Consider the following 18,834-nt stretch of genomic DNA (forward strand, 5'->3'; position numbering starts at 1 on the left):
GGCCGGCGGCCTGACGGGCGGCGGTGACGGGGTGGTGACGGGGCGTTCCGCGTTGCGCCGGGCCTCGGCGCGCGGACGTCGGCCTGAACCGTGCTGAGCGCCGGGTCACCAGAACAGGGGGCGGGGGTCCAGCCACCACAGTGCGCGTTGGGGCCAGGGGCGGGTGCGGCGGAGGGCCCGCAGATGGGTGTGGACGGCGATGATCGCGGCGTCGATCTCCTGGGGGTCCAGGGGCCGGGCCGTGGCGGGCGGGCCGAAGGCGGCGGCGGTGACGTGCGCGGCGAGGCGCTCGAGATGGGCGGGCTGGGTACGGTCCTCGGCCCGGGTGATGTCGCTGATGATGTCGGACGCGGTGCGCCCGGCGGGCGGCTGGCGGCCGGCCAGGCGCAACCCGTCCATGAGTTCGGCCCACAATCCCAGCGCCCGTTCCTGGGCGGTGCCGCGGTGGAGGCGGCGCCGGGTGCGGCGATGCCGCAGCAACGGAATGGCGGCCGGTGACAGTACGAGGAGGGCGACGGCGGCCGGCAGCGGCGATCGGGACCGGGAGGCGCCGTCCGGGTCCTGCCCGGGCGGCTGGGCGGGGGTGGGTGTCGGGGTGGCGGCCGCCGGGCGGGGGGCGGTCCGGGCGGGTGCGGGTGCCGCTTCGGGGCCTTGGGGGGCGGCGAGGGATCCGGTGGTGCGGCCGCCCGGGGTGACGTCGAAGGGAACCCACCCGACCCGGTCGAAGTAGATCTCTCCCCAGGCGGTGGCGTCGCCGGTGCGTATGTGGCGGGTGCCGGCGCTGTCGGGGTGGCCGGGGCGGAAGCCGACGGTGATGCGGCTGGGCAGGCCGGCGGCGCGGGCCAGGACGGCGAAGGCGCTGGCGAACTGGTCGGCGGTGCCCGCGCCGCGGCGCCCCTCCCCCGGCATGACCAGGAAGGCGGCGAGGTTGGCGTAGCCGTGGCCGCCGCGGGCGCGGACGTCCAGGTCGTAGCCGGTGCGCAGGTGGTCTGCGAGCCGGGCGGCCTGCTGGTAGGGGCTGGTGGTGCCGGCGACGATCGCGGCGATCTCCCGGATGCGGGCGGGTGCGCCGGGGGGTAGTTCGCGGTAGCGGTCGAAGGTCGGGTCGGTGGGGACCAGGGCGCGGGCGGTGTCGGCGGTGCTCCACAGCGGGACGTCCGCGGTGATGGTGTAGCGGTGGCCGGTGGCGTGTCCGTCGCGGGCGACCAGGGTGCCCGAGGTGGTGTCGTGGGCGATGGGGAGCCCGGTGATGTGGCGGGGGTGGCCGGGGGTGGGCAGCCAGGGGCCGGGGAGCTGGCGGATGGTGAGGGTGGCCTGGTGGGGGGTGGTGCGTGCCGGGGTGGGGTCGGCGGGTGGGAGGGTGTCGCCGGCGGGTAGGTAGGCGCTTTCGGGTAGCCAGGTCAGGCCGGTGAAGTCGGTCAGGGTCACCCAGCGGAGGTCGACCGGTCGGGTGGTGCGGGCGTCCAGGAGGGGCTGGTCGGGGCGGGCGGTCCAGGCGGGGAGGTAGCCCAGCGGGTTGAGGGCTTCTTGGCGGGCGCTGGGTGGGGTGGCTGCGGCGCGGGGGTCGGCTGGCCGTACTGGCCAGTCGGCCGGGACGAGCGTCCCGCCGAGGAGGGCGGCGCCGGCCAGGGCGGCGGCGGTGGCCAGGGTGCGTGGGCCGGTGTCGCCGAGGAGGGCGGTGCCGGCGGCGACCAGGACGGCGACGGCGGAGTACGCCGGTGGTGCGTCCGGGCCGGCCAGGACGAGGGCGCCGGCCAGCAGCAGGACGGGTGGGAGCAGGGCCAGTAGGGGGCGGTGGGCGTGGAGGGCCAGGGTCGCGGCGGCGCCGGCCAGCCAGGTGCCGGCCAGGGGCAGGGTGAGGGTGTCGACGGTGGTGGGGACGGGCGGAGTGGTGGTGAGCACCCGGGCGCCCGAGTGCACGAGCGCGTCGATGGCGGCGGCCAGGGTCCCGGGAGCTGCGGGGGCCTGCCCGGGACGCCAGCCGGCGAGGGCCACGACGGCGGCCAGGACCAGTGGCAGCCCGGCCAGCAGGGCGGCGGTCGGTGGGAGGCGGCGCACCAGGGCTTTGGTGGCGGCGACCGCTGTTGTGGCGGTGACGCCCAGCAGGGCGAGTAGGACGGCCGGGTCGGTGTAGCCGGGGGCGAAGGCCAGTGCGGGGGCGGTGGTGGCTGCGGCGAGGAGAAGGGCGGGGCGGGCGGTCACGTTCTGTTCCACTGGCGGGCGAAGTCGGCGGCGGTGGCGGCGTGGAGGAGACGCACTCCGGGGTGGGCGGTGGTGGTGGGTGCGCCGATCAGTGCGGCGACCAGGGTGCGGTGGTGGGCGCTGAGCGCGGCGAAGGCCGCCAGGGTGGCGGTGTCGGTGGAGGCGGTGAGGAGGACGGCGGTGTCGGCGGGTGGCCGGGTGGCCAGGAGCCGGCAGGCGCGTACCGGGTCGGTGGGGGTGGGGATGAGTTCGGCGAGGGCGTCCAGGACGACGGTGGCGCCGGTGGCCGATCCTGCGTGGACGGTGTGCCGGCGGCCGCCGCACAGGTGCAGTTCGCAGCCGTGGCCCGCGCGTAGGGCGGTGATGAGCAGGGAGGCGGCCGCGGCCGCGATCTCGTCCAGCGCGTCCCGGTTCGGGGTGTGCTCGTCGACGAGGACCAGCAGGCGGGGGTGGGAGGTGTCGACGTGTTCGCGGACCAGCAGGCGGCCATGGCGTGCGGAGGCGCGCCAGTGGACCTGGCGGAGGTCGTCGCCGGGTACGTGGTCGCGTAGTCCGTGGAAGGTCAGGCCGCCGGTGCGGGCGGCGTCGGTGCCGCCGTCGTGGTCGGGCAGGGTGCCGCCGGGTGCCGGGTGCAGCCGGTGGGTGGGCGGGTGGACCCAGATGCGGTCGGTACCGCCGTGGTGGCGGGTGGCGGCGGCCAGGCCGAGCGGGTCGGTGCGGAGGGTGCGTACCGGTCCCAGGTCCAGGGTGCCGCGCCGGTCGGCGGTGATCTGGTAGGTGCTGGGCCCGGGGTGGGTGTGGGGGTCGGGCAGGGGGCGGTGGGTGAGCCCGTCGGGTCCGTCGATGCGTTCGGTGACCTGGGTGGGGTGCCGGGCGGTGAGGTGCAGGACGACGTCGAGGGCGGTGCCGGGGGTGGTGCGGCGGGCGGCGAGCACGCGGGTCGCGGTGAGGGGGGTGGGCCGGTGCACCTGGGTCAGGGCCGCCGCGACGGCGGTGATCGCCAGGACGCCCAGCAGGGTGAGTTCGGGGTGGCCGAGGACGAGGCCGGCGGCGGCCAGGGCGGCTCCGGCGGCGGCGGTGGCCCGGCCACGGGTGGTCGGCATGATCAGGCGGGGGCGGTGTAGGTCTCCCCGGGGCGGGGGGCCGGGGTCTGGTCGAGGATCTGCTCGATGAGGGTGGTGCCGGTCAGGTCGCGCAGTGCGGCGTCGGGGGTGACCAGCAGCCGGTGCGCCCAGACGGGGCCGGCGAGTGCTTTGACGTCCTCGGGTGCGACGAAGGGGCGGCCGTCGGCCAGGGCCAGGGTGCGGGCGGTGCGGACCAGTGCGGCGGTGGCGCGTGGGGAGACGCCGAGCCGCAGGTCGGGGTGTTCGCGGGTGTGGCGGGCCAGCTTGAGGACGTACTCGTAGATGTGGTCGTGGACGTGGACGCGGCCGGCGAGTTCGCCCATGAGGGCCACTCCCCTGGTGTCGGTGCGGGGTTCGATGGTGTCCGGGGAGCGGGCGGCGCCGCCGCGCATCAGGGCCAGTTCGGCGGGGGCGTCGGGGTAGCCCAGGGACAGGCGCATGAGGAACCGGTCGAGTTGGGCTTCGGGTAGCCGGTAGGTGCCGTCCATCTCCACGGGGTTCTGCGTGGCCACGACGAGGAAGGGACGGGGTACGGGGTGGCGGGTGCCGTCGATGGTGACGTGCCGTTCTTCCATGACTTCCAGCAGGGCCGCCTGGGTTTTGGGTGAGGCGCGGTTGACCTCGTCGGCGATGACCACGTTGGCGAAGACGGGGCCGGGGTGGAAGGCGAAGTCGCCGGTGGCCTGGTTGAAGATGGTGACGCCGGTGACGTCGGCGGGCAGCAGGTCGGGGGTGAACTGGATGCGCCGCCACTGTCCGGCCAGGACGGCGGCGATGCCGCGGGCCAGGGTGGTTTTGCCGACGCCGGGGACGTCCTCCAGCAGGATGTGGCCTTCGCTGAACAGGGCGGTGAGGGCGAGCCGGACGATGTCGGGTTTGCCGAGGACGACTGCTTCGATGCTGGTGGCCAGGCGGTCCACCTCGTCGGCGGCGATGGCCGCCTCGTTGGCGGTCAGGGGGGTGTCGGGGGTGGTCACGGGGCCTCGGTGGATCGGGGTGCGGGTCAGGGCACGAGGGGTGCTGGGGTTCAGCCTGCCGGTGGATGGCCGGGGACCATGCCCGGTTCGTCGTCGACCTCGCCGGGGTCGACGGAAATGATGCCGCCTCCCCCGGTGCCGGGCGGGGTGCCGGGCGGTTGGGGGGCGGGGCTGGTGGGTGGTTGTGCGGGGGGCTGCTGCGGCGGGGGGGCTGCGTGTACCCGGATGGCGTTGCTGGGGGCGCTGGTGGGGCTGCTGCCGCCGCCGGCGGTGCGGGCCACGACGGTGAACGACCATGATCCGGCCGGCAGGCCTGCCAGCCGCAGTTCCACCTTGACCCGGCCGTCGACCATGACGGTGTCGCTGCCGTCGGTGGTGCGGGTCGGGTAGGAGCCGCCCTCGTGCGCGATGGAGGTGACGACGTAGCTGGCGGCGCCGGGGACCTGGTTCCAGCACACGACGACGACGCCGCCGCTGAGCTCGGCGAAGACGTCGGTGGGGGTGGCGGCGCGGGTGGCGGTGGGGGTGGCGGGCTCTGACTGGGCGAAGGGGCCCGCGCCGTGCTGGTTCACGGCGGTGACGCGGAACCGGTAGGCGCGGCCGTTGGTGAGCCCGGTGATCACCGTGTTGAGCCGGGTGCCCGCGACGGTCTGGGTACCGCCGTTCCAGGTGATGCGGTACTCCTGGACCGGCGCGTCCGGTGAGTGGGCGCGCGCCCATGACAGCCTGACCTGGGCGTCTCCGGCGAGCGCGGTGACCGGGACGGGTGCGCCGGGTGGGTCGGCGGGTGCGGGGGCGGGCGGGCCGGTGGGCGGTGCGGGCGCCTGGGAGGGGGTGCCGGGCGGCGCCGGAGGCCGGGTGGGGTCGACGGTGGGGTCGTGGGTGGGCTGTGGCGGGGTGGGGCGGGCCGGCGGTGGGGTGGGGCGTTCGGGGTTCTGTCCGGGGGCCGGCCGGGAGGGCTGCCCGGGGGTGGGGGTGCGGCGGGGTTTGTCGCCGCCGATGGTGGAGGGGCCCTCGGTCTTGTCGACGACCTTGATGTCGCCGTCCGGGGAGACGACGGCGGCGTTCTTGCCGCCGGGGGCGTTGATGAACAGGTTCTGCTCGCGTACCTGCAGATCCAGTTCGCCCCGGCCGCCGGGGACGGTGACGACACGGACCTGGGAGCCTCCGGGTTCGTAGACGCGGACGCGGCCGGCGGTGGGGTCGGGCAGGTAGAGGCGGCCGCGGAAGGGCACCGCGGTCGCGGTGGTGGGGGCGGCGAGCCGGGTGGTGGTGATCTTGGGGTCGCCGGTGAGGTCGGTGGCGGTGACGACGGCGCGGGCGGCGGGGACGGTGATGGCCGCCAGCGGGCCGTGGGTGCGTTCGGGGAGCAGGGCGCCGGTGAGCGGGATCGGCGCGGTGAGGGGGCGGGCGGCGCCGTCGATGACGGGCGTGAAGGTGCGGCTGCCGCGGTCCACGGCCAGCGCTCCCTCGTCCAGGACGGTCAGGGCCAGGTCACGGCCGGGTACGGCGACGGGAACGGTGTGCGCGACGGCCGGGCGGCCGGGCCCGGCCTTGACGCCGATGACGGTGCCCTGTCCGGGTGCGGCCACCCACAGCACCCCGGTGTCGTCGAAGTCCCCGCCGACGAGGGGGCCGGGCAGGCGCAGGGCCGCGCCGGTGGGTTGGAGGGTGGCGGGGTCGACGGTGCGGATCTCACCGCGGGTCCGGTCGATCATGAAGGCGGCGCGGTCGCCGAGGACGAAGCGGTAGTCGCCGCGGGTGCCGAGTTCGATCCGGCCGGAAAAGCCCAGCGAGGCCAGGTCGACGGAGGTGACCTGGCCGGTGTCGAGGTCGTGGAGGATCAGGTGCCCGTCGTTTTGGGTGATGCGGATGCGGTGGCCGCGGGCGTCGATGACGGGCTGGCGCAGGTCGACCCGTCCGGTGTGGGCGTTGACGCGGCTCACCTGGCCGGGTTCGTTGCTCCACAGCCAGGCGCTGCCGTCGGAGACGACGGTGGTGCGGCCGAGTGCCCCGACCCCCAGGACGGTGGCGACCAGGGCGATGGCCAGGGTGAGTACGGTTCCCGCCGAGGCTCCGGCGCGTAGCCGGTGCAGGGTGGAGGCCAGCCGCTCCGTCACGGAGGTCCCTTTCCGTCGGGGGGCGGCGGTCCGCAGGACGGCCCTGCGGTGACCGGTGCCCTGGACAGCGGCGCGGGGACAGGCGCCCGCCGACAGTGAACGCGATCTTCCTTAGCGAAGTCTTGATGGTAGATGAACGATCATTACCGATCAATTCGCAGACATGGGGTTTTCTGACGGTCCGGGGTTCCCCGTCGGGTGTCACGCATGGCGTCCCGGCCGCGGCCACCCGATCACCGGCGCCGAGCGAGGAGCCGCGGGCGGCCGGCTCCTCGCTCGGCAAGGTCAGCTGGCGAGGGCCCCGTAGGCGGCCATGGCGATGGAGGCGCCGCGCAGGTCGCCCAGCGTGCCCGGGTGCAGCATCTGGTTCATCACATAGGCGATGGTCAGCCGGGCGTCGAGATCAACGATGATCAGGGAACCGCCGTAACCGCCCCAAAAGCAGGTGCGTGGGTTGGGTGAGACGGGAACGGCGGGGCTGTTGAGGCCGTACCCCATGCCGAAGCGCAACGGGACGCCGAGCATCAGGTCCTTGCCGTCGGACTGCTGGCGGAGAACGGTCTGGCAGCCGGCCTCCGACAGCAACCGGACCCCGTTCACCTCTCCCCCGCAGGCCAGCACCGACTGGATCAGGGCGACGGAACGGGCGTTGCCCTGCCCACCGGCCGCCGGGATCTCCGCACGCCGCCAGGGCAGGGACGAGGCCTCACGCGCCCCCACCGCCGGGTTGGTGAACTTGCCCATGATGTCGGCCCTGGGTTCCCGGGGGCGGGGGCCGGGAAGGTTGGGTGCGACGCGATGGTCGTGGGCGGGATCCAGCCCGATGTGGAAGTCGGCGCCCAGCGGCCCGGCGACCTCGGCGGCCAGGAAAGCGCCCACGGTGGTGCCGGTGACCCGGCGGATCACTTCACCGACCAGGTACCCCTGGGTGAGGGCGTGGTAGCCGGAGGCGGTGCCCGGCTCCCACTGCGGGGCCTGGGCCGCCAGCAAGGAGGTCGCCTTATCCCAGTCGTAGAGGTCCTCGACGGTGATGGGCTCCTCCCACACCGGCAGGCCGGCGGTGTGGGAGAGCAGGTGACGGACCAGGACCGCGTCCTTGCCGGCCGCGGCGAACTCCGGCCAGTACGCGGCGACGGGAGCGTCCAGGTCCAGATCACCGCGATCGGCCAGGATCAGGGCGCACAGCGCGGTCATGGTCTTGGTGGTGGACCAGACGTTGGTGATGGTGTCGCGCTCCCAGGGGACGGTGCGCGCCGCGTCGGCGTACCCGCCCCACACGTCCACGACGGGCCGGCCGTCGAGGAAGACGGCGGCGCTGGCGCCGACGTCGTCGCGGTCGAGGCTGGCGGCCAGGGCGTCGCGCACCCCGCTGAACCGCTCGTCACAATCACCATGCACCTGTGCCATGAGCGCACAACCTAGCGCCTGGGACCTGGCCCGGAGCGGGACGGCCCCGCGTTCTGTGCGCACTCACATCAGGGAGAGGGCCGCGGCCCGGCGACCTCCCGCCCCGAAACCCCGCCCCGAAACGAGGCGCAGGGCACGGCGTTCAGCGCAGGCGGGGTGCCAGCAACTCCACGGCCCGGTCCACCTGCGCCTCGGTGACCGGCAGGTGGAAGGAGCAGCGCAGCCGGCCGGCGCGCTGCGCGGCGACGACGCCGTGCTCGGCCAGGTACCCGGCGGTGCCGTCGGGCACCGGAAGCGACACGATCGCCGAATCGCCGGGGGGCAGCCCCAGCCCCGCCCGGAACCGCCCGGCCAGCGCCAGGTCATGGGCGTGCAGGGCGTCCACGCCCAGCTCGGCCAGCAACTCCAGGGCCGGGGCGTGACCGAGGTAGGCCAGCGCGGGCGACAGGTCCAGGCGGCGGGCGTCGGCAGCCAGCCGCAACGGCTCCCCGTACAGGGAGTCCCACACGTCGGCGCCGGCGTACCAGCCGGCGCCGAGCGCGGGCAGCCAGTCCAGGGCGTCCCGGGTGCCGGTGAGGAAACAGGTGCCGCGCGGCCCGAGCAGCCACTTGTAACCGCCGCAGACCAGCAGGTCGATCCGGTCGGCGGGCAGTGGCAGCCAGCCCGCCGCCTGGGTGGCGTCCAGCAGCAGCCGGGCCCCGCCGGCCCGGGCGGCGGCGATCAGGTCCTCGACCGGGGCGATGCGGCCGTCGGCGGACTGGACGGCCGACACCGCCACCAGGTCGGCGCCGTCGGCGCACGCGTCGGCGACCCGCTCCAGCGGGACCGACCGCACCCGCAACCCGGAACGGGCCAGGAACGGGAACAGCAACGAGGTGAAGTCGCCCTCGGCCGTCACGACGGTGGCGCCGGGCGGGAGCGCCGCGGCGACCAGCCCGACGAAGTAGGACACCTGGCCCGCGATCGCCACCCGCTCCGCGGGGACACCGAGCAGGCGGGCGAACGCGGTACGGGAGCGGTGCACGGCGACGTCCAGGTCCGCCATCGTCAGCAGGCCGGCCGCCCGGGCCTGTTCTCCCGCGATGGCGGCGTCGGTGGCGGCGCGCGGCGGCAGGCCGTAGGTGGCGGTGTTGAGGTGGACGACCTGGGGGGCGAACCGGGCGCGGGCGGCGATGACGGGCGTGCTCATCTCCCGATCATCACCCCCGGGCGGCCGTGCGGCGCACCCGGCCCGCCACCACCTGCCGGAAGGCCGGGGACGGTGGGGTTGCCCGGGGGCCGGGCAGTTCGGCGTGGAAGACCACCAGCCGGTCGGTGCGCTCGAACCATCGGCCGGTGAAGGCCCTGGTATACGCGAAGGAGGGGCCCGTAGGCCCCTCCTCGCGGTCACCGGCCGGTCAGCGGGTCGGGTCCTGGGGGACCTCGCCGCGCCAGGCGCCGGTCTGCGCGCCGCGCTCCTCGATGAACTCCTTGAAGCGCTTGAGGTCGCCCTTGACGCGCCGCTCCACCAGGTGGAGCTTGTCACCGGCCTGCTCGGCCAGCCCCTGCGGGGCGAACTCCATCTGGAGCATCACCCTGGTCTGGTCGGGGCCGAGCCGGTGGAAGGTCACCACCCCGGCCTGGCGGGGCTCCTCGATGGACCGCCAGGCGATGCGCTCGTCGGGGCGCTGCTCGGTGATCTCGGCGTCGAACTCGCGGCGGACGCCGGCGATGCTGGTGACCCAGTGGGTGCGGGTGTCGGTGACCTGCTCGATGCGGTCCACACCCTCCATGAACCGGGGGAACTCCTCGAACTGGGTCCACTGGTCGTAGGCCGGGCGGACAGGGACGTTGATGTCGATCGACTGCTCGATCGTGCTCATCGGCCCGTATCCCTCCTTCCTCATTCGCGGATGTCGGTCACCGCCCTGTGCTGCCCGGGGTCAAGGGACGCAAACGTCCCGCTCGAGTCCAGGAAGATCAGCCGCTCAGCAGGGAGAACAGCCCGCCGCAGGTCAGCGCGACCATCGCGGCGGCCAGCGGAACCTGCCCCAGCGCCGCCCGGCGGGGCGGGTCGGCGCGCAGCGCCAGGTCGTGCGCGGCCAGCGTCGCGGCCAGGTGGCCCAGCACCACCGCGTTCAGCTGGACCAGGGCGACCAGTCCGGGGCCGGCCACGTCATGGTCCACCCGGTGCCCCCGGGTGCCCAGCAGGTTCAGCCCGGTGCCGAACGGATCCGACGCCAGGATCACCGTCATCTGCCCTTCCAGCAGCAGGAAGGAGAAGTAGTGGGCGACCGCGTAGCCGAGCGCGATGGGCAACAGGGTGGCGGCGAACCGGTCGGCGGCCCCGTCCGCGGGACGGCCCAGCAGCGCGGCACGGGCCCGCAGCGCCGCGACGTACAGGGCGGTGACGGCGGCGATGGCGGCGGCCAGGCCCAGGGTGCCGGCGACCACGCTGCCGGGGTCGGCGGTGTCCTTCCAGTAGGAGGTGCGGGTGATGCCGTCGAAGGCGGTCGAGCCGATCAGCACGCAGGCCACCGCGGCCAGCCCCGGTTCGGGGCCGGGCCGCAGCAGGTGCGCCAGCGGGGCCCGCAGCACGCGGGTGCCGTCGGCGCGGCGGCCCAGCGGGCTCATCCGGGCCAGCAGCGTCGCGTACACCTCGAACGCCTCGCCCCGGGCGAACCAGACCGGCCCGTACACCTGGGCCAGCGCCAGGTGGAACGCGGTGTAGGCCAGGATCAGTGTGCCGACCAGCCGGGGGTCGGCGCGGCCGGGGGCGACGAGTTCGAGCCAGACGAAGGCGGCCAGCCAGGCCGCGGCCGGCCACCGGCCGAGCCGGTCGGGGTAGCGGCGGCGGGCGTCCTGCGGGTCGGTGCGGGTCAGCAGGCACAGCGCCCGGTGCAGGGTGCGCAGCGGGTTCACCGCCCGCCATACCGGGCCCAGCAGCACGCTGAGCGGCACCAACCCCACCCAGAACGTGACGTACAGGGCCCAGGGGGCCAGGTTCGTCGCGGTGTCGCGCGGCCCGGCCAGCGCGACGGCGACGACCAGGGCCCAGCCGGCCAGCGCGGCGGCCCGGCCCACGGCCAGCACGGCGGGGGTGGTCAGTGCGCGGGCGGCGCCCGGCAGCGGGATCCCGGCCCCCGAGCCCAGCCGGGGGCGGTGCCAGGTGGCGGCCAGCGCCACGAACGAGATCGCCACGGCGATGCCGCCGCCGGCGATCGCGGCGACGGCGTCCAGCGGCAGGTCGGTGCGCCCGCCCAGCCCGTGGGCCAGCGGCGACACCGGTCAGCCCACCTGGAGGTCGAACACGCGGGCGCCCGAGTGGTGCATTTCGGCCTCGAACACCCCGGGCAGGTCGGCGGTGAACTCCAGGGTCGCCGGGCGGCCCGGCCGCACGTCCAGGGTGCGGTCGTAGCCGTGCAGGTGGAACTCGTCGGCGATGTCGCTGGTGACCGTGACGCGGACGGTCTGGCCGCGGTCGACCTGGATCCGGCGGGCGGGCGGGGTGACCTTCCCGCCGGTCACCGTCACGGTGATCACCGTGACCTGCGGGGCGGGCGGGGACGGAACGCCCGGCGAGCCGGCCGAAGACGTCGGCGGCGGCGGGGGTTCCCCGCAGGCTGCCACCGAAAAGATCATCGGGAGGATCAGCGCCGGTAGCGCGGCCAGGCGCGCGGGGCGTTTCATCGGTGTGGTTCTCCGGGGTGCTTCACGCCACAAATGTGACACTGGACAATGACACATTGAAGGATGGCATACTCCGGCGAACCGGTGCGCATCGGATACCCGATGCCAGAGCGCAGGGAGCGCGGATGAGAATTGCAGCCGAAAGAGCCCTACCGGCGCTTCTCGCCGAAGAGGCGCCACCCGCCGGGGGCGCCGCCCTCGACCAGATCATCATCGCCACCGGCGGCGCCACCGTCCTCACCGCGGCGCTGCTGGTCCTGGGCTGGGGGCACCGCACCGGCCGGTTCACGGCACTGGCCCGGATGGCCGCCTGGGCGGAACAGGGGCCCGCCCGGGGGCTGCCAGGCTGGGCGGCCCTGCCGATGACCGTCGCCGGCGGCTCCCTGGTGACCGCACTGCTGGGAATGTACTGGGACATCTCCCTGCACATCTCCCACGGCCGGGACGAGGGACCGCTGGCCAACATCGCGCACTACCCGATCCTCATCGGACTGTTCGGGATCTTCGCCGCCGGAACGCTGGCCATGGTGCTGCCCGCCCCCGGCACCCGCCCCGGCCGGGCGGCACTACGGATCACCCGCGACTGGTACGCCCCCGCCGGCGGGGTACTGCTGGCCGGCGCCGGGTTCTACGCCCTGCTCGGCTTCCCCCTCGACGACGTGTGGCACCGCATCTTCGGCCAGGACGTCACCCTGTGGGGCCCCACCCACCTGATGCTCATCGGCGGCGCCGGGCTGTCGCTGGTGGCCATGATGGTGCTCGAACGCGAGGGCCGGCGCGTGGCCGAGATCGCCGGGACGCCCGACCGCGGCCCGGCCTTCCGCTACCTGCGGCGCGGCATGACCTGCGGCGGCCTGCTCATCGGCCTGTCGGTCTTCCAGGCCGAGTGGGACTTCGGGGTACCGCAGTTCCGGCAGGTGCACCAGCCGCTGCTCATCGCGCTGGCCGCCGGGTGCGCGCTGGTCGCCGCCCGGCTGTGGATCGGCCGGGGCGGCGCACTGTTCGCCGTCGGGTTCTACATGCTGGTCCGCGGCGGCGTCGCGGTCGCCGTCGGCCCCGTCATCGGCGAACTGTGGGCCACCGTCCCGCTCTACTTCGCCGAGGCCCTGTGCGTGGAGGCCGCCGCGCTGCTGCTGGCCCGCCGCCCCCTGGCACTGGGCGCAGTGGGCGGCGCGCTGGTGGGCACCGCCGGATTCGCCGCCGAGTACGCCTGGACGCAGGTGGCGTTCCGGCTGCCCTGGACCGGCGACATCCTCCTCGAAGGACTGCTCATGGCGCTGACCGGCGGGCTGGCGGGCGGGGTGCTGGGCGCCCTGCTCGCCCTCGGCCTGGAGGGACGGCTGCCCCGCCCCGCCGTCACCCGCGCGATCTTCGCCGGGGCGCTGGCCGCGGTGGGCGCCGCCGTCGCCAGCGGCCTGATCCACACCCTGCCCGAACGCGTCACCGCCACCGTCACCCTCACCGACGCCTCCACCGGGGCCGGGCGCACCGCACACGCCCGGGTCGCCTTCTCCCCCGCCACCTTCCCCGACCGGCCCGCCTGGGTGGCCGTCACCGCCTGGCAGGGCAAGGGCCTGCACGTCGACCACCTGGTCCGGCAGGCCGACGGGACCTACCGCACCACCCGGCCGATGCCGCTGCACGGCAGCTGGAAGACCCTGATCCGGGTACACGACGGCCGCAGCCTCAGCGCCGTGCCGATCTACATGCCCGCCGACGCGGCCATCGGCGCCGCCGAACTGCCCGCCCCCGAACGCTTCACCCGGCCCACCCAAAACGAACGGAAGATCCTGCAGCGCGAGCTCAAGGACGACGTGCCCGGCGGGGTCTGGGCGGCCGCGTCCGCCGTGGTGCTGGCCTGCACCCTGATCCTGATCACCTCCCTGGGCTGGGGCGTGTCGCGGCTGTCGCGCACGCTCGCCGAGCCGGCGAAGGAGGCCGAACGGGAGAAGGAGGTCCTGTGACCGGCGCGATGACCGGTACCGACGGGGTGCTGGCCACACACCCCCTCATCACCGCCGTGCCGTTCTTCGTGCCTACCTTCATCGTCGTCGCCGTCATCGGCGTCGTCATCTGGCGCGACCGCCGCTCCGGCGATGGACCCACCGACGGACCCACCGACGGACCCGGCAGCGACCCCGACGGCGGTCCCGACGGCGGTCCCGACGGCGGTCCCGACGGCGGTCCGGCCGGGGACCGGCCCTGACCGGGCCGGTCCCCGGCTCACCGGGCGAACCACCGGCTGTACACGCCCGGCCGCCGCCCGTTGCGCCACGCGTACTGCCGGCGCAGCACGATGACCTGATCGGCCTCGGCGGCCAGATGCTGGTCATGGGTGATGAGGATGGTCGTCCGGTCGGCCATCAGCCGGCGCAGCGGGCCCATCACCTCCCGCGCCGACCGCGGGTCCAGCCCGGTGGTCGGCTCGTCCAGGACCAGTACGGCGGTGTCGCGCACCAGCGCCCGGGCGATGGCGATCCGCTGCCGTTGCCCGCCCGACAGCCGCCGCCCGCGCTGGCCGACCAGCGTGTCGTACCCATCGGGCAGCTCGGTGATGAACCCGTGCGCGCCCGCGATCTTGGCGGCGTCCACGACCTCCTCGAACGAGGTGTCGGGACGGCCGTAGGCGATGTTCTCCCGCACCGTCCCCGAGAACAGCAGCGTCTCCTGCTGGAGCAAGGTGATGTTCTCGCGCAGTTCCCGCGGCGACGGCTTGCGGACGTCCACCCCGTCCAGCAGGATCCGCCCCGCGGTCGGCTCGTAGAAGCGCAGCAGCAGCATGGCGATGGTCGACTTGCCCGCACCGCTGGGACCGTTGATCACCACGACCCGGCCCGGGGCGGCGGTGAACGACAGCCCGTCCAGGACGGTCCGGTCCGAACCCGGGTAGCGGAACCCGACCCCCTCGAAGCGGACCTCACCGATCCCCGGCACGGCGACCCGCGCCGACCGGCCCTCGCCGGTTTCGGTGGGCCGCTCGCCCAGCAGCTCGATCACCCGGTCGGCGCCGGCCGACGCCTCCGAAACGCTCAGCCGCAACCGGGTCAGCTCCTGGATCGGCGGATACAGGAACGCCAGGAACGCGGCGAACGCCAGCAACCCGCCCAGGGTGATCCGGCCGGTGGACAGCTCCCACACCCCCAGGCCGAGCACCACCAGCGCGCACAGGGTCTGGATGACCTGGACGATCGGTGTGTACAGCGCCCCCAACCGCACCTGGGTCATCTTGGCGTGCAGCCACACCCGGCCCTCGCGGTGCAGCCGGCCCTGCTCGGCCTCCTGCCGGTTGTAGGCCTGCACCACCGTCAGGTTCGACAGGCTCTCCTCGATCACACTGTTGATCGCCCCGTTGCTGGTCCGCTCGCGCCCGGCCGCCGCCCGGAAGCGCACCGCGAAAGCCCGCGACACCACCCAGAACAGCGGGGCCATCAGCAGCGCCGCCAGCGCCAGCTCCCAGCGCAGCAGCAGCGCCGCGGTGGCGTAGAGGATGACGGCGACGATCGCGGTGACGCCCTGCACCAGGCCGGACCCCACCAGGTGCTCGATGGCCTCGATGTCGTCGGTCATCCGGGCCATCAGGTCGCCCAGCCGCCGGTCGGTGAAGTAGTTCGGCGGTAGCCGCTGCGTGTGCGCGAAGACACCATCGCGCAGCCGGAGCAGGAAACGCTCGGCGGCCAGCGCCAGCGCGTACGAGCTGGCGAAGGACGCCACCCCCGCCAGCATCGCGATCCCCAGCCAGGCCACGGCCGGGGTCCAGAACGCCGACAGGTTCCGCGTCACCAGCGCGTGGTCGGTGATGTGGCCGAACAGGCGGACCATCACCACGTCGAGGCCGGCCGCGGCGACCACCAGCACACCGCCCAGCACCAGCAACCGGCGATTTCCCCGGGTGTAGGGCCAGAACCGGCGGAAGGTCTCCCGGACCGCCACTGTGGGGGCCGGAGCGACCTCCACGTGGAAGGCGGGCTCACCCTCCGGCGAAGAATTCGATGAATAGGAAGAATGTCGGGAATTGTAAGGATCCGGCGCCGCAAGGGGCGCCGGCGGGCCAAAGCCCGCCGGCGCCTCTTCGGTGCGATCGATCGCCTTCACTGGCTATCAGCAGAAGTCGTCCTCGAATCCACCGCCGCCAGACGAGAAGAAGGTCCGCTCGTGGAAGAAGCGGTGGAAACGGCGACGGCGGTGGTGGCCGAAACCGTGGCCACCGTGGCCACCAAAGCCACCGCCGAAGCCGCCGCCGAAGCCGCCGCCGAAGCAGTCGAAGTTGCCCAGGACCATGATTTCCTCCTTTTGGTTGCCTCACCGGATGAGGCGGATGTTCACGACGTTAAGTGCTAGTCACCGCGTTTTCAGTGGTAGGACGGGCAAAAACAACTAAAATCCAGTGAAAGCGAGAAAATCCTTCAGGGGCTACAGGCCCGGTGTGATAAGGGCTCAGCGCGCCTTGACCGAGTTCTGAGGTGCCCGGAGAAACCACGGGGAAGACCGCTCATCACACCCCACCGCGCCCCCACGGCACCCTCCCCGGCCCTCCCCGGACCCCGTACTAGGGTGGGCGGCCATGACGCTCCCACCCGCCTACCTCCAGGAACTGTTCTCCCTCGCCGGCCGGGTCGCCGTCGTCACCGGCGGCAGTTCCGGGATCGGCCGGGCGATCGCCGAGGCGCTGGCCCGGGCCGGGGCGAGCGTCGTCGTGGTCGCCCGCCGGGAGGCCGAACTCGCCACAACCGTCGGCGAACTCACCGAACACGGCGCCCAGGCCGCCTTCGTCGCCGCCGACCTGGCCTCCCGCGAGCAGGTCCGCACCGCCGCCGAAGCCGCCGCCGAGCCCTTCGGTGAACCCGACATCCTGGTCAACTGCGCCGGAGTGAACCTGCGGCCCCCCATGGCGGACCTCACCGACGCGGACTGGGACCGCACCATGGCCGTCAACCTGGACGCGCCGTTCCTGCTGGGCCGCCGCTACGGGCCGGGCATGGCGCGGCGCGGCTGGGGACGCATCCTCAACGTCGCCTCCCAGCAGGCGTTCCGGGCGTTCGGCAACAGCGGCGGGTACGGCGCCGCCAAGGGCGGGCTGGTCGCGCTCACCCGCTCGCAGGCCGAGGCGTGGTCACCGCACGGGGTGTGCTGCAACGCGCTCGTGCCCGGATTCGTGCTCACCCCGCTCACCGCCGAGGTCGCCGCCGACCCCGACCGGGTCGCCGCCCTCGCCACCCGCACCCTGGCCGGCCGCAACGGGCTGCCCGGCGACTTCGCCGGCGCCGCGGTCTTCCTCGCCGGCCCGGCCGCCGGCTACGTCACCGGGCAGGCGCTCTTCGTGGACGGCGGCTTCTCCGCCCACTGACCGGCCCACAGCGGCCTCACAGCGACCTCACAGCGACCTCACAGCGACCAAGGTCGGCACCGGGGTCGACTTCCAGCCGCTGCCACCCCTGCGGCGGGCGGCTAGCGTGACCAGGTGCGTATCAGGCGAACCGCCCGCGAGTGGGCCACCGACCTCGCCGTCACGGGGGTCGGCGTGCTGCTGGGCGCTTTCCTGCTGCTGGGCGAGCTCAGCGACAGCGAGCTGCGGATGCCGCTCACCGAGCGGCTGGCCTGGGAGGCGTTCGTCGGCGGGGCCGCCAGCCTGGCCGTGCTGCTGTTCCGCCGCTCCCGCCCGGTCGCGCTGGCCCTGGTGATGATCCCGTTCGGGCTGAACTCGTCGCTGAGCATCGCCATGACCGCCCTGGCGATGTTCGGCGTCGCCGTGCACCGGTCCTGGCGGGTGACCGCCGCCGTGGGCGGGACGAACGCCGCGGTGATCGTCACCTTGTTCTCCCTGGACAGCAGTGCCCCTCCCGAGCGGCTGGAGGGCATCTTGGTGATCCTGCTGATGAACGCCGTCCTGCTGGTGACCGGAATGCTGGTGCGATCCCAGCGGCAACTGGTGGGGTCGCTGCGGGAACGAGCCCGGCAGGCCGAGGAGGAACAGCGGCTGCGGGTGGAGGAGGCCCGGCACCTGGAACGCGAGCGCATCGCCCGCGAGATGCACGACGTGCTCGCCCACCGGATCTCGCTGCTGGCCGTGCACGCGGGCGCGCTGGAGTACCGGCAGGACGCGCCGGAGTCCGAACGGCGGGCCGCCGGGGTCATCCGGCAGTGCGCCTACGAGGCCATGGAGGACCTGCGGGAGGTGCTCGGCATGCTCCGCCAGGACCCCGCCGACCCCGAACGCCCCCAGCCCACCCTGGCGGACCTGCCGCGGCTCATCGAGGAGTCGCGGGCCGCCGGCGCCGACATCGCCCTCGACGACCGGCTCGAACAGGAGCCGCCGCCGCGGATCGGCCGGCACGTCTACCGGATCGTCCAGGAGGGGCTGACCAACGTGCGCAAACACGCGCCCGGCGCCGGCACCCGGGTCGCGCTCGGCGGGGGCCCCGCCACCGGCGTCACCGTCGAGGTGCGCAACGCCCTGCCCCCCGGCCCGGCCCACTCCCCCATGCCCGGCGCGGGCGCCGGGCTCATCGGCCTGCGCGAACGGATCGACCTGCTGGGCGGCCGGCTGGAGCACGGACCCACCCAAGAAGCCGATCACCTGCTCCGCGCCTGGCTACCCTGGTCTCGATGAGCTCCCCCATCCGCGTGCTGATCGTCGACGATGACGCCCTCGTCCGCACCGGCCTGTCGATGATCCTGGCCGAACCGGGCGACATCGTCGTGGCGGGCGAGGTCGCCGACGGCGCCGAGGTCGTGCCGGCCGTCAACGAGCACCGGCCCGACGTCGTCTTGATGGACATCCGGATGCCGCTGCTGGACGGGCTGGCCGCCACCGAACTGCTGCGAGCCCGCCGGGACCCCCCGGAGATCATCATCTTGACCACCTTCGACACCGACGAGCACATCCTGCGCGCGATGCACGCCGGCGCCGGCGGGTTCCTGCTCAAGCACACCCCGCCCCCGCAGATCATCGAGGCGATCCGCCGGGTCGCGGCAGGGGAGCCCATGCTGTCCCCCGCGGTGATGCGGCGGATGATGACGCTGGTGGGCGCCACCGGCACGGACCCGCGCCGCGACCGCGCCCGGGCGGCGCTGGGCCGGCTCAGCGACGGCGAGCGCGCCGTGGCCGACCTCGTCGGCCAGGGCCTGACCAACAGCGAGATCGGCCGGGAACTGTCGCTGAGCACCGCCACCGTCAAGGCGTACGTGTCCCGGCTGCTGACCAAGCTGGAGCTCAACAACCGGGTGCAGGTGGCGCTGCTGGTCCACGACGCCGGCCCGCCCGCCGCGCGCTGAACCACCGGTTCCACGGTCTCGCGGAACTGTCGGTTCGGCCGGGTAGGTTCGGTGCCGGCCCGG

At 74.3% G+C, this 18,834-nt stretch carries 16 protein-coding genes; 6 read left to right on the top strand and 10 right to left on the bottom strand.

The genetic code is table 11. The annotated features are described in order from the left end of the window. Positions 1-105: 105 nt before the first annotated feature. The 9 genes from DPM19_RS17320 to DPM19_RS17360 all read right to left on the bottom strand — a co-directional run bounded on the left by DPM19_RS17320 (position 106) and on the right by DPM19_RS17360 (position 11,499). Positions 106-2,202, bottom strand: coding sequence for a transglutaminase domain-containing protein (locus tag DPM19_RS17320; protein WP_111868951.1), 2,097 nt, complete (start codon positions 2,200-2,202; stop codon positions 106-108). Next, positions 2,199-3,305, bottom strand: coding sequence for a DUF58 domain-containing protein (locus DPM19_RS17325; protein ID WP_111868952.1), 1,107 nt, complete (start codon positions 3,303-3,305; stop codon positions 2,199-2,201). Before DPM19_RS17325 ends, DPM19_RS17320 begins: the two co-directional genes overlap by 4 nt. 2 nt (positions 3,306-3,307) lie before the next feature. Then, positions 3,308-4,303: an AAA family ATPase gene (locus DPM19_RS17330; protein ID WP_233510229.1), complete on the bottom strand. Its 996-nt coding sequence runs from the start codon at positions 4,301-4,303 to the stop codon at positions 3,308-3,310. 50 nt (positions 4,304-4,353) lie between these two features. Continuing rightward, a complete protein-coding gene (locus DPM19_RS36790; protein ID WP_111868954.1) occupies positions 4,354-6,423 on the bottom strand; it encodes a fibronectin type III domain-containing protein in 2,070 nt (689 codons plus the stop codon). A gap of 285 nt (positions 6,424-6,708) precedes the next feature. Continuing rightward, positions 6,709-7,830, bottom strand: coding sequence for a serine hydrolase domain-containing protein (locus DPM19_RS17340; RefSeq protein ID WP_111868955.1), 1,122 nt, complete (start codon positions 7,828-7,830; stop codon positions 6,709-6,711). A 142-nt stretch (positions 7,831-7,972) separates the two neighbouring features. Continuing rightward, entirely contained in the window at positions 7,973-9,019 is a 1,047-nt protein-coding gene (locus DPM19_RS17345) for an aminotransferase class V-fold PLP-dependent enzyme (RefSeq protein ID WP_111868956.1), read from the bottom strand. Between the two features lie 208 nt (positions 9,020-9,227). Then, complete coding sequence (locus tag DPM19_RS17350) at positions 9,228-9,692, bottom strand: SRPBCC family protein (protein ID WP_111868957.1); 465 nt, start codon at positions 9,690-9,692, stop codon at positions 9,228-9,230. A gap of 97 nt (positions 9,693-9,789) precedes the next feature. Further along, positions 9,790-11,094 (bottom strand): hypothetical protein, encoded by a 1,305-nt coding sequence (locus DPM19_RS17355; protein ID WP_111868958.1) that lies wholly within the window; start codon positions 11,092-11,094, stop codon positions 9,790-9,792. A gap of 3 nt (positions 11,095-11,097) precedes the next feature. Further along, positions 11,098-11,499: a cupredoxin domain-containing protein gene (locus DPM19_RS17360; RefSeq protein ID WP_111868959.1), complete on the bottom strand. Its 402-nt coding sequence runs from the start codon at positions 11,497-11,499 to the stop codon at positions 11,098-11,100. Between the two features lie 125 nt (positions 11,500-11,624). Here DPM19_RS17360 and DPM19_RS17365 point away from each other — a divergent pair, with 125 nt between their 5' ends. Together DPM19_RS17365 and DPM19_RS17370 are read left to right on the top strand one after the other, a co-directional pair. Next, a complete protein-coding gene (locus DPM19_RS17365) occupies positions 11,625-13,463 on the top strand; it encodes a hypothetical protein (RefSeq protein ID WP_111868960.1) in 1,839 nt (612 codons plus the stop codon). Continuing rightward, entirely contained in the window at positions 13,460-13,705 is a 246-nt protein-coding gene (locus DPM19_RS17370; protein WP_111868961.1) for a hypothetical protein, read from the top strand. The genes DPM19_RS17365 and DPM19_RS17370 overlap by 4 nt, the downstream gene beginning before the upstream one ends. A 17-nt stretch (positions 13,706-13,722) precedes the next feature. Here DPM19_RS17370 and DPM19_RS17375 read toward each other — a convergent pair whose 3' ends face one another. After that, on the bottom strand, positions 13,723-15,453 hold the full coding sequence (locus tag DPM19_RS17375; protein ID WP_233510230.1) for an ABC transporter ATP-binding protein: 1,731 nt from the start codon (positions 15,451-15,453) through the stop codon (positions 13,723-13,725). A 48-nt stretch (positions 15,454-15,501) separates the two neighbouring features. Here DPM19_RS17375 and DPM19_RS35760 point away from each other — a divergent pair, with 48 nt between their 5' ends. The 4 genes from DPM19_RS35760 (at position 15,502) to DPM19_RS17395 (ending at position 18,771) form a co-directional block, all read left to right on the top strand. Continuing rightward, positions 15,502-15,837, top strand: coding sequence for a hypothetical protein (locus DPM19_RS35760; RefSeq protein ID WP_199485158.1), 336 nt, complete (start codon positions 15,502-15,504; stop codon positions 15,835-15,837). A gap of 223 nt (positions 15,838-16,060) precedes the next feature. Further along, positions 16,061-16,843, top strand: coding sequence for an SDR family NAD(P)-dependent oxidoreductase (locus DPM19_RS17385; protein ID WP_111868962.1), 783 nt, complete (start codon positions 16,061-16,063; stop codon positions 16,841-16,843). A gap of 114 nt (positions 16,844-16,957) precedes the next feature. After that, positions 16,958-18,106: a sensor histidine kinase gene (locus tag DPM19_RS17390; RefSeq protein ID WP_111868963.1), complete on the top strand. Its 1,149-nt coding sequence runs from the start codon at positions 16,958-16,960 to the stop codon at positions 18,104-18,106. After that, positions 18,103-18,771 (top strand): response regulator transcription factor, encoded by a 669-nt coding sequence (locus DPM19_RS17395; protein WP_111868964.1) that lies wholly within the window; start codon positions 18,103-18,105, stop codon positions 18,769-18,771. The genes DPM19_RS17390 and DPM19_RS17395 overlap by 4 nt, the downstream gene beginning before the upstream one ends. Positions 18,772-18,834 lie beyond the last annotated feature (63 nt).

The organism is Actinomadura craniellae, from assembly GCF_003289645.1.
GTDB lineage: Bacteria > Actinomycetota > Actinomycetes > Streptosporangiales > Streptosporangiaceae > Actinomadura_D > Actinomadura_D craniellae.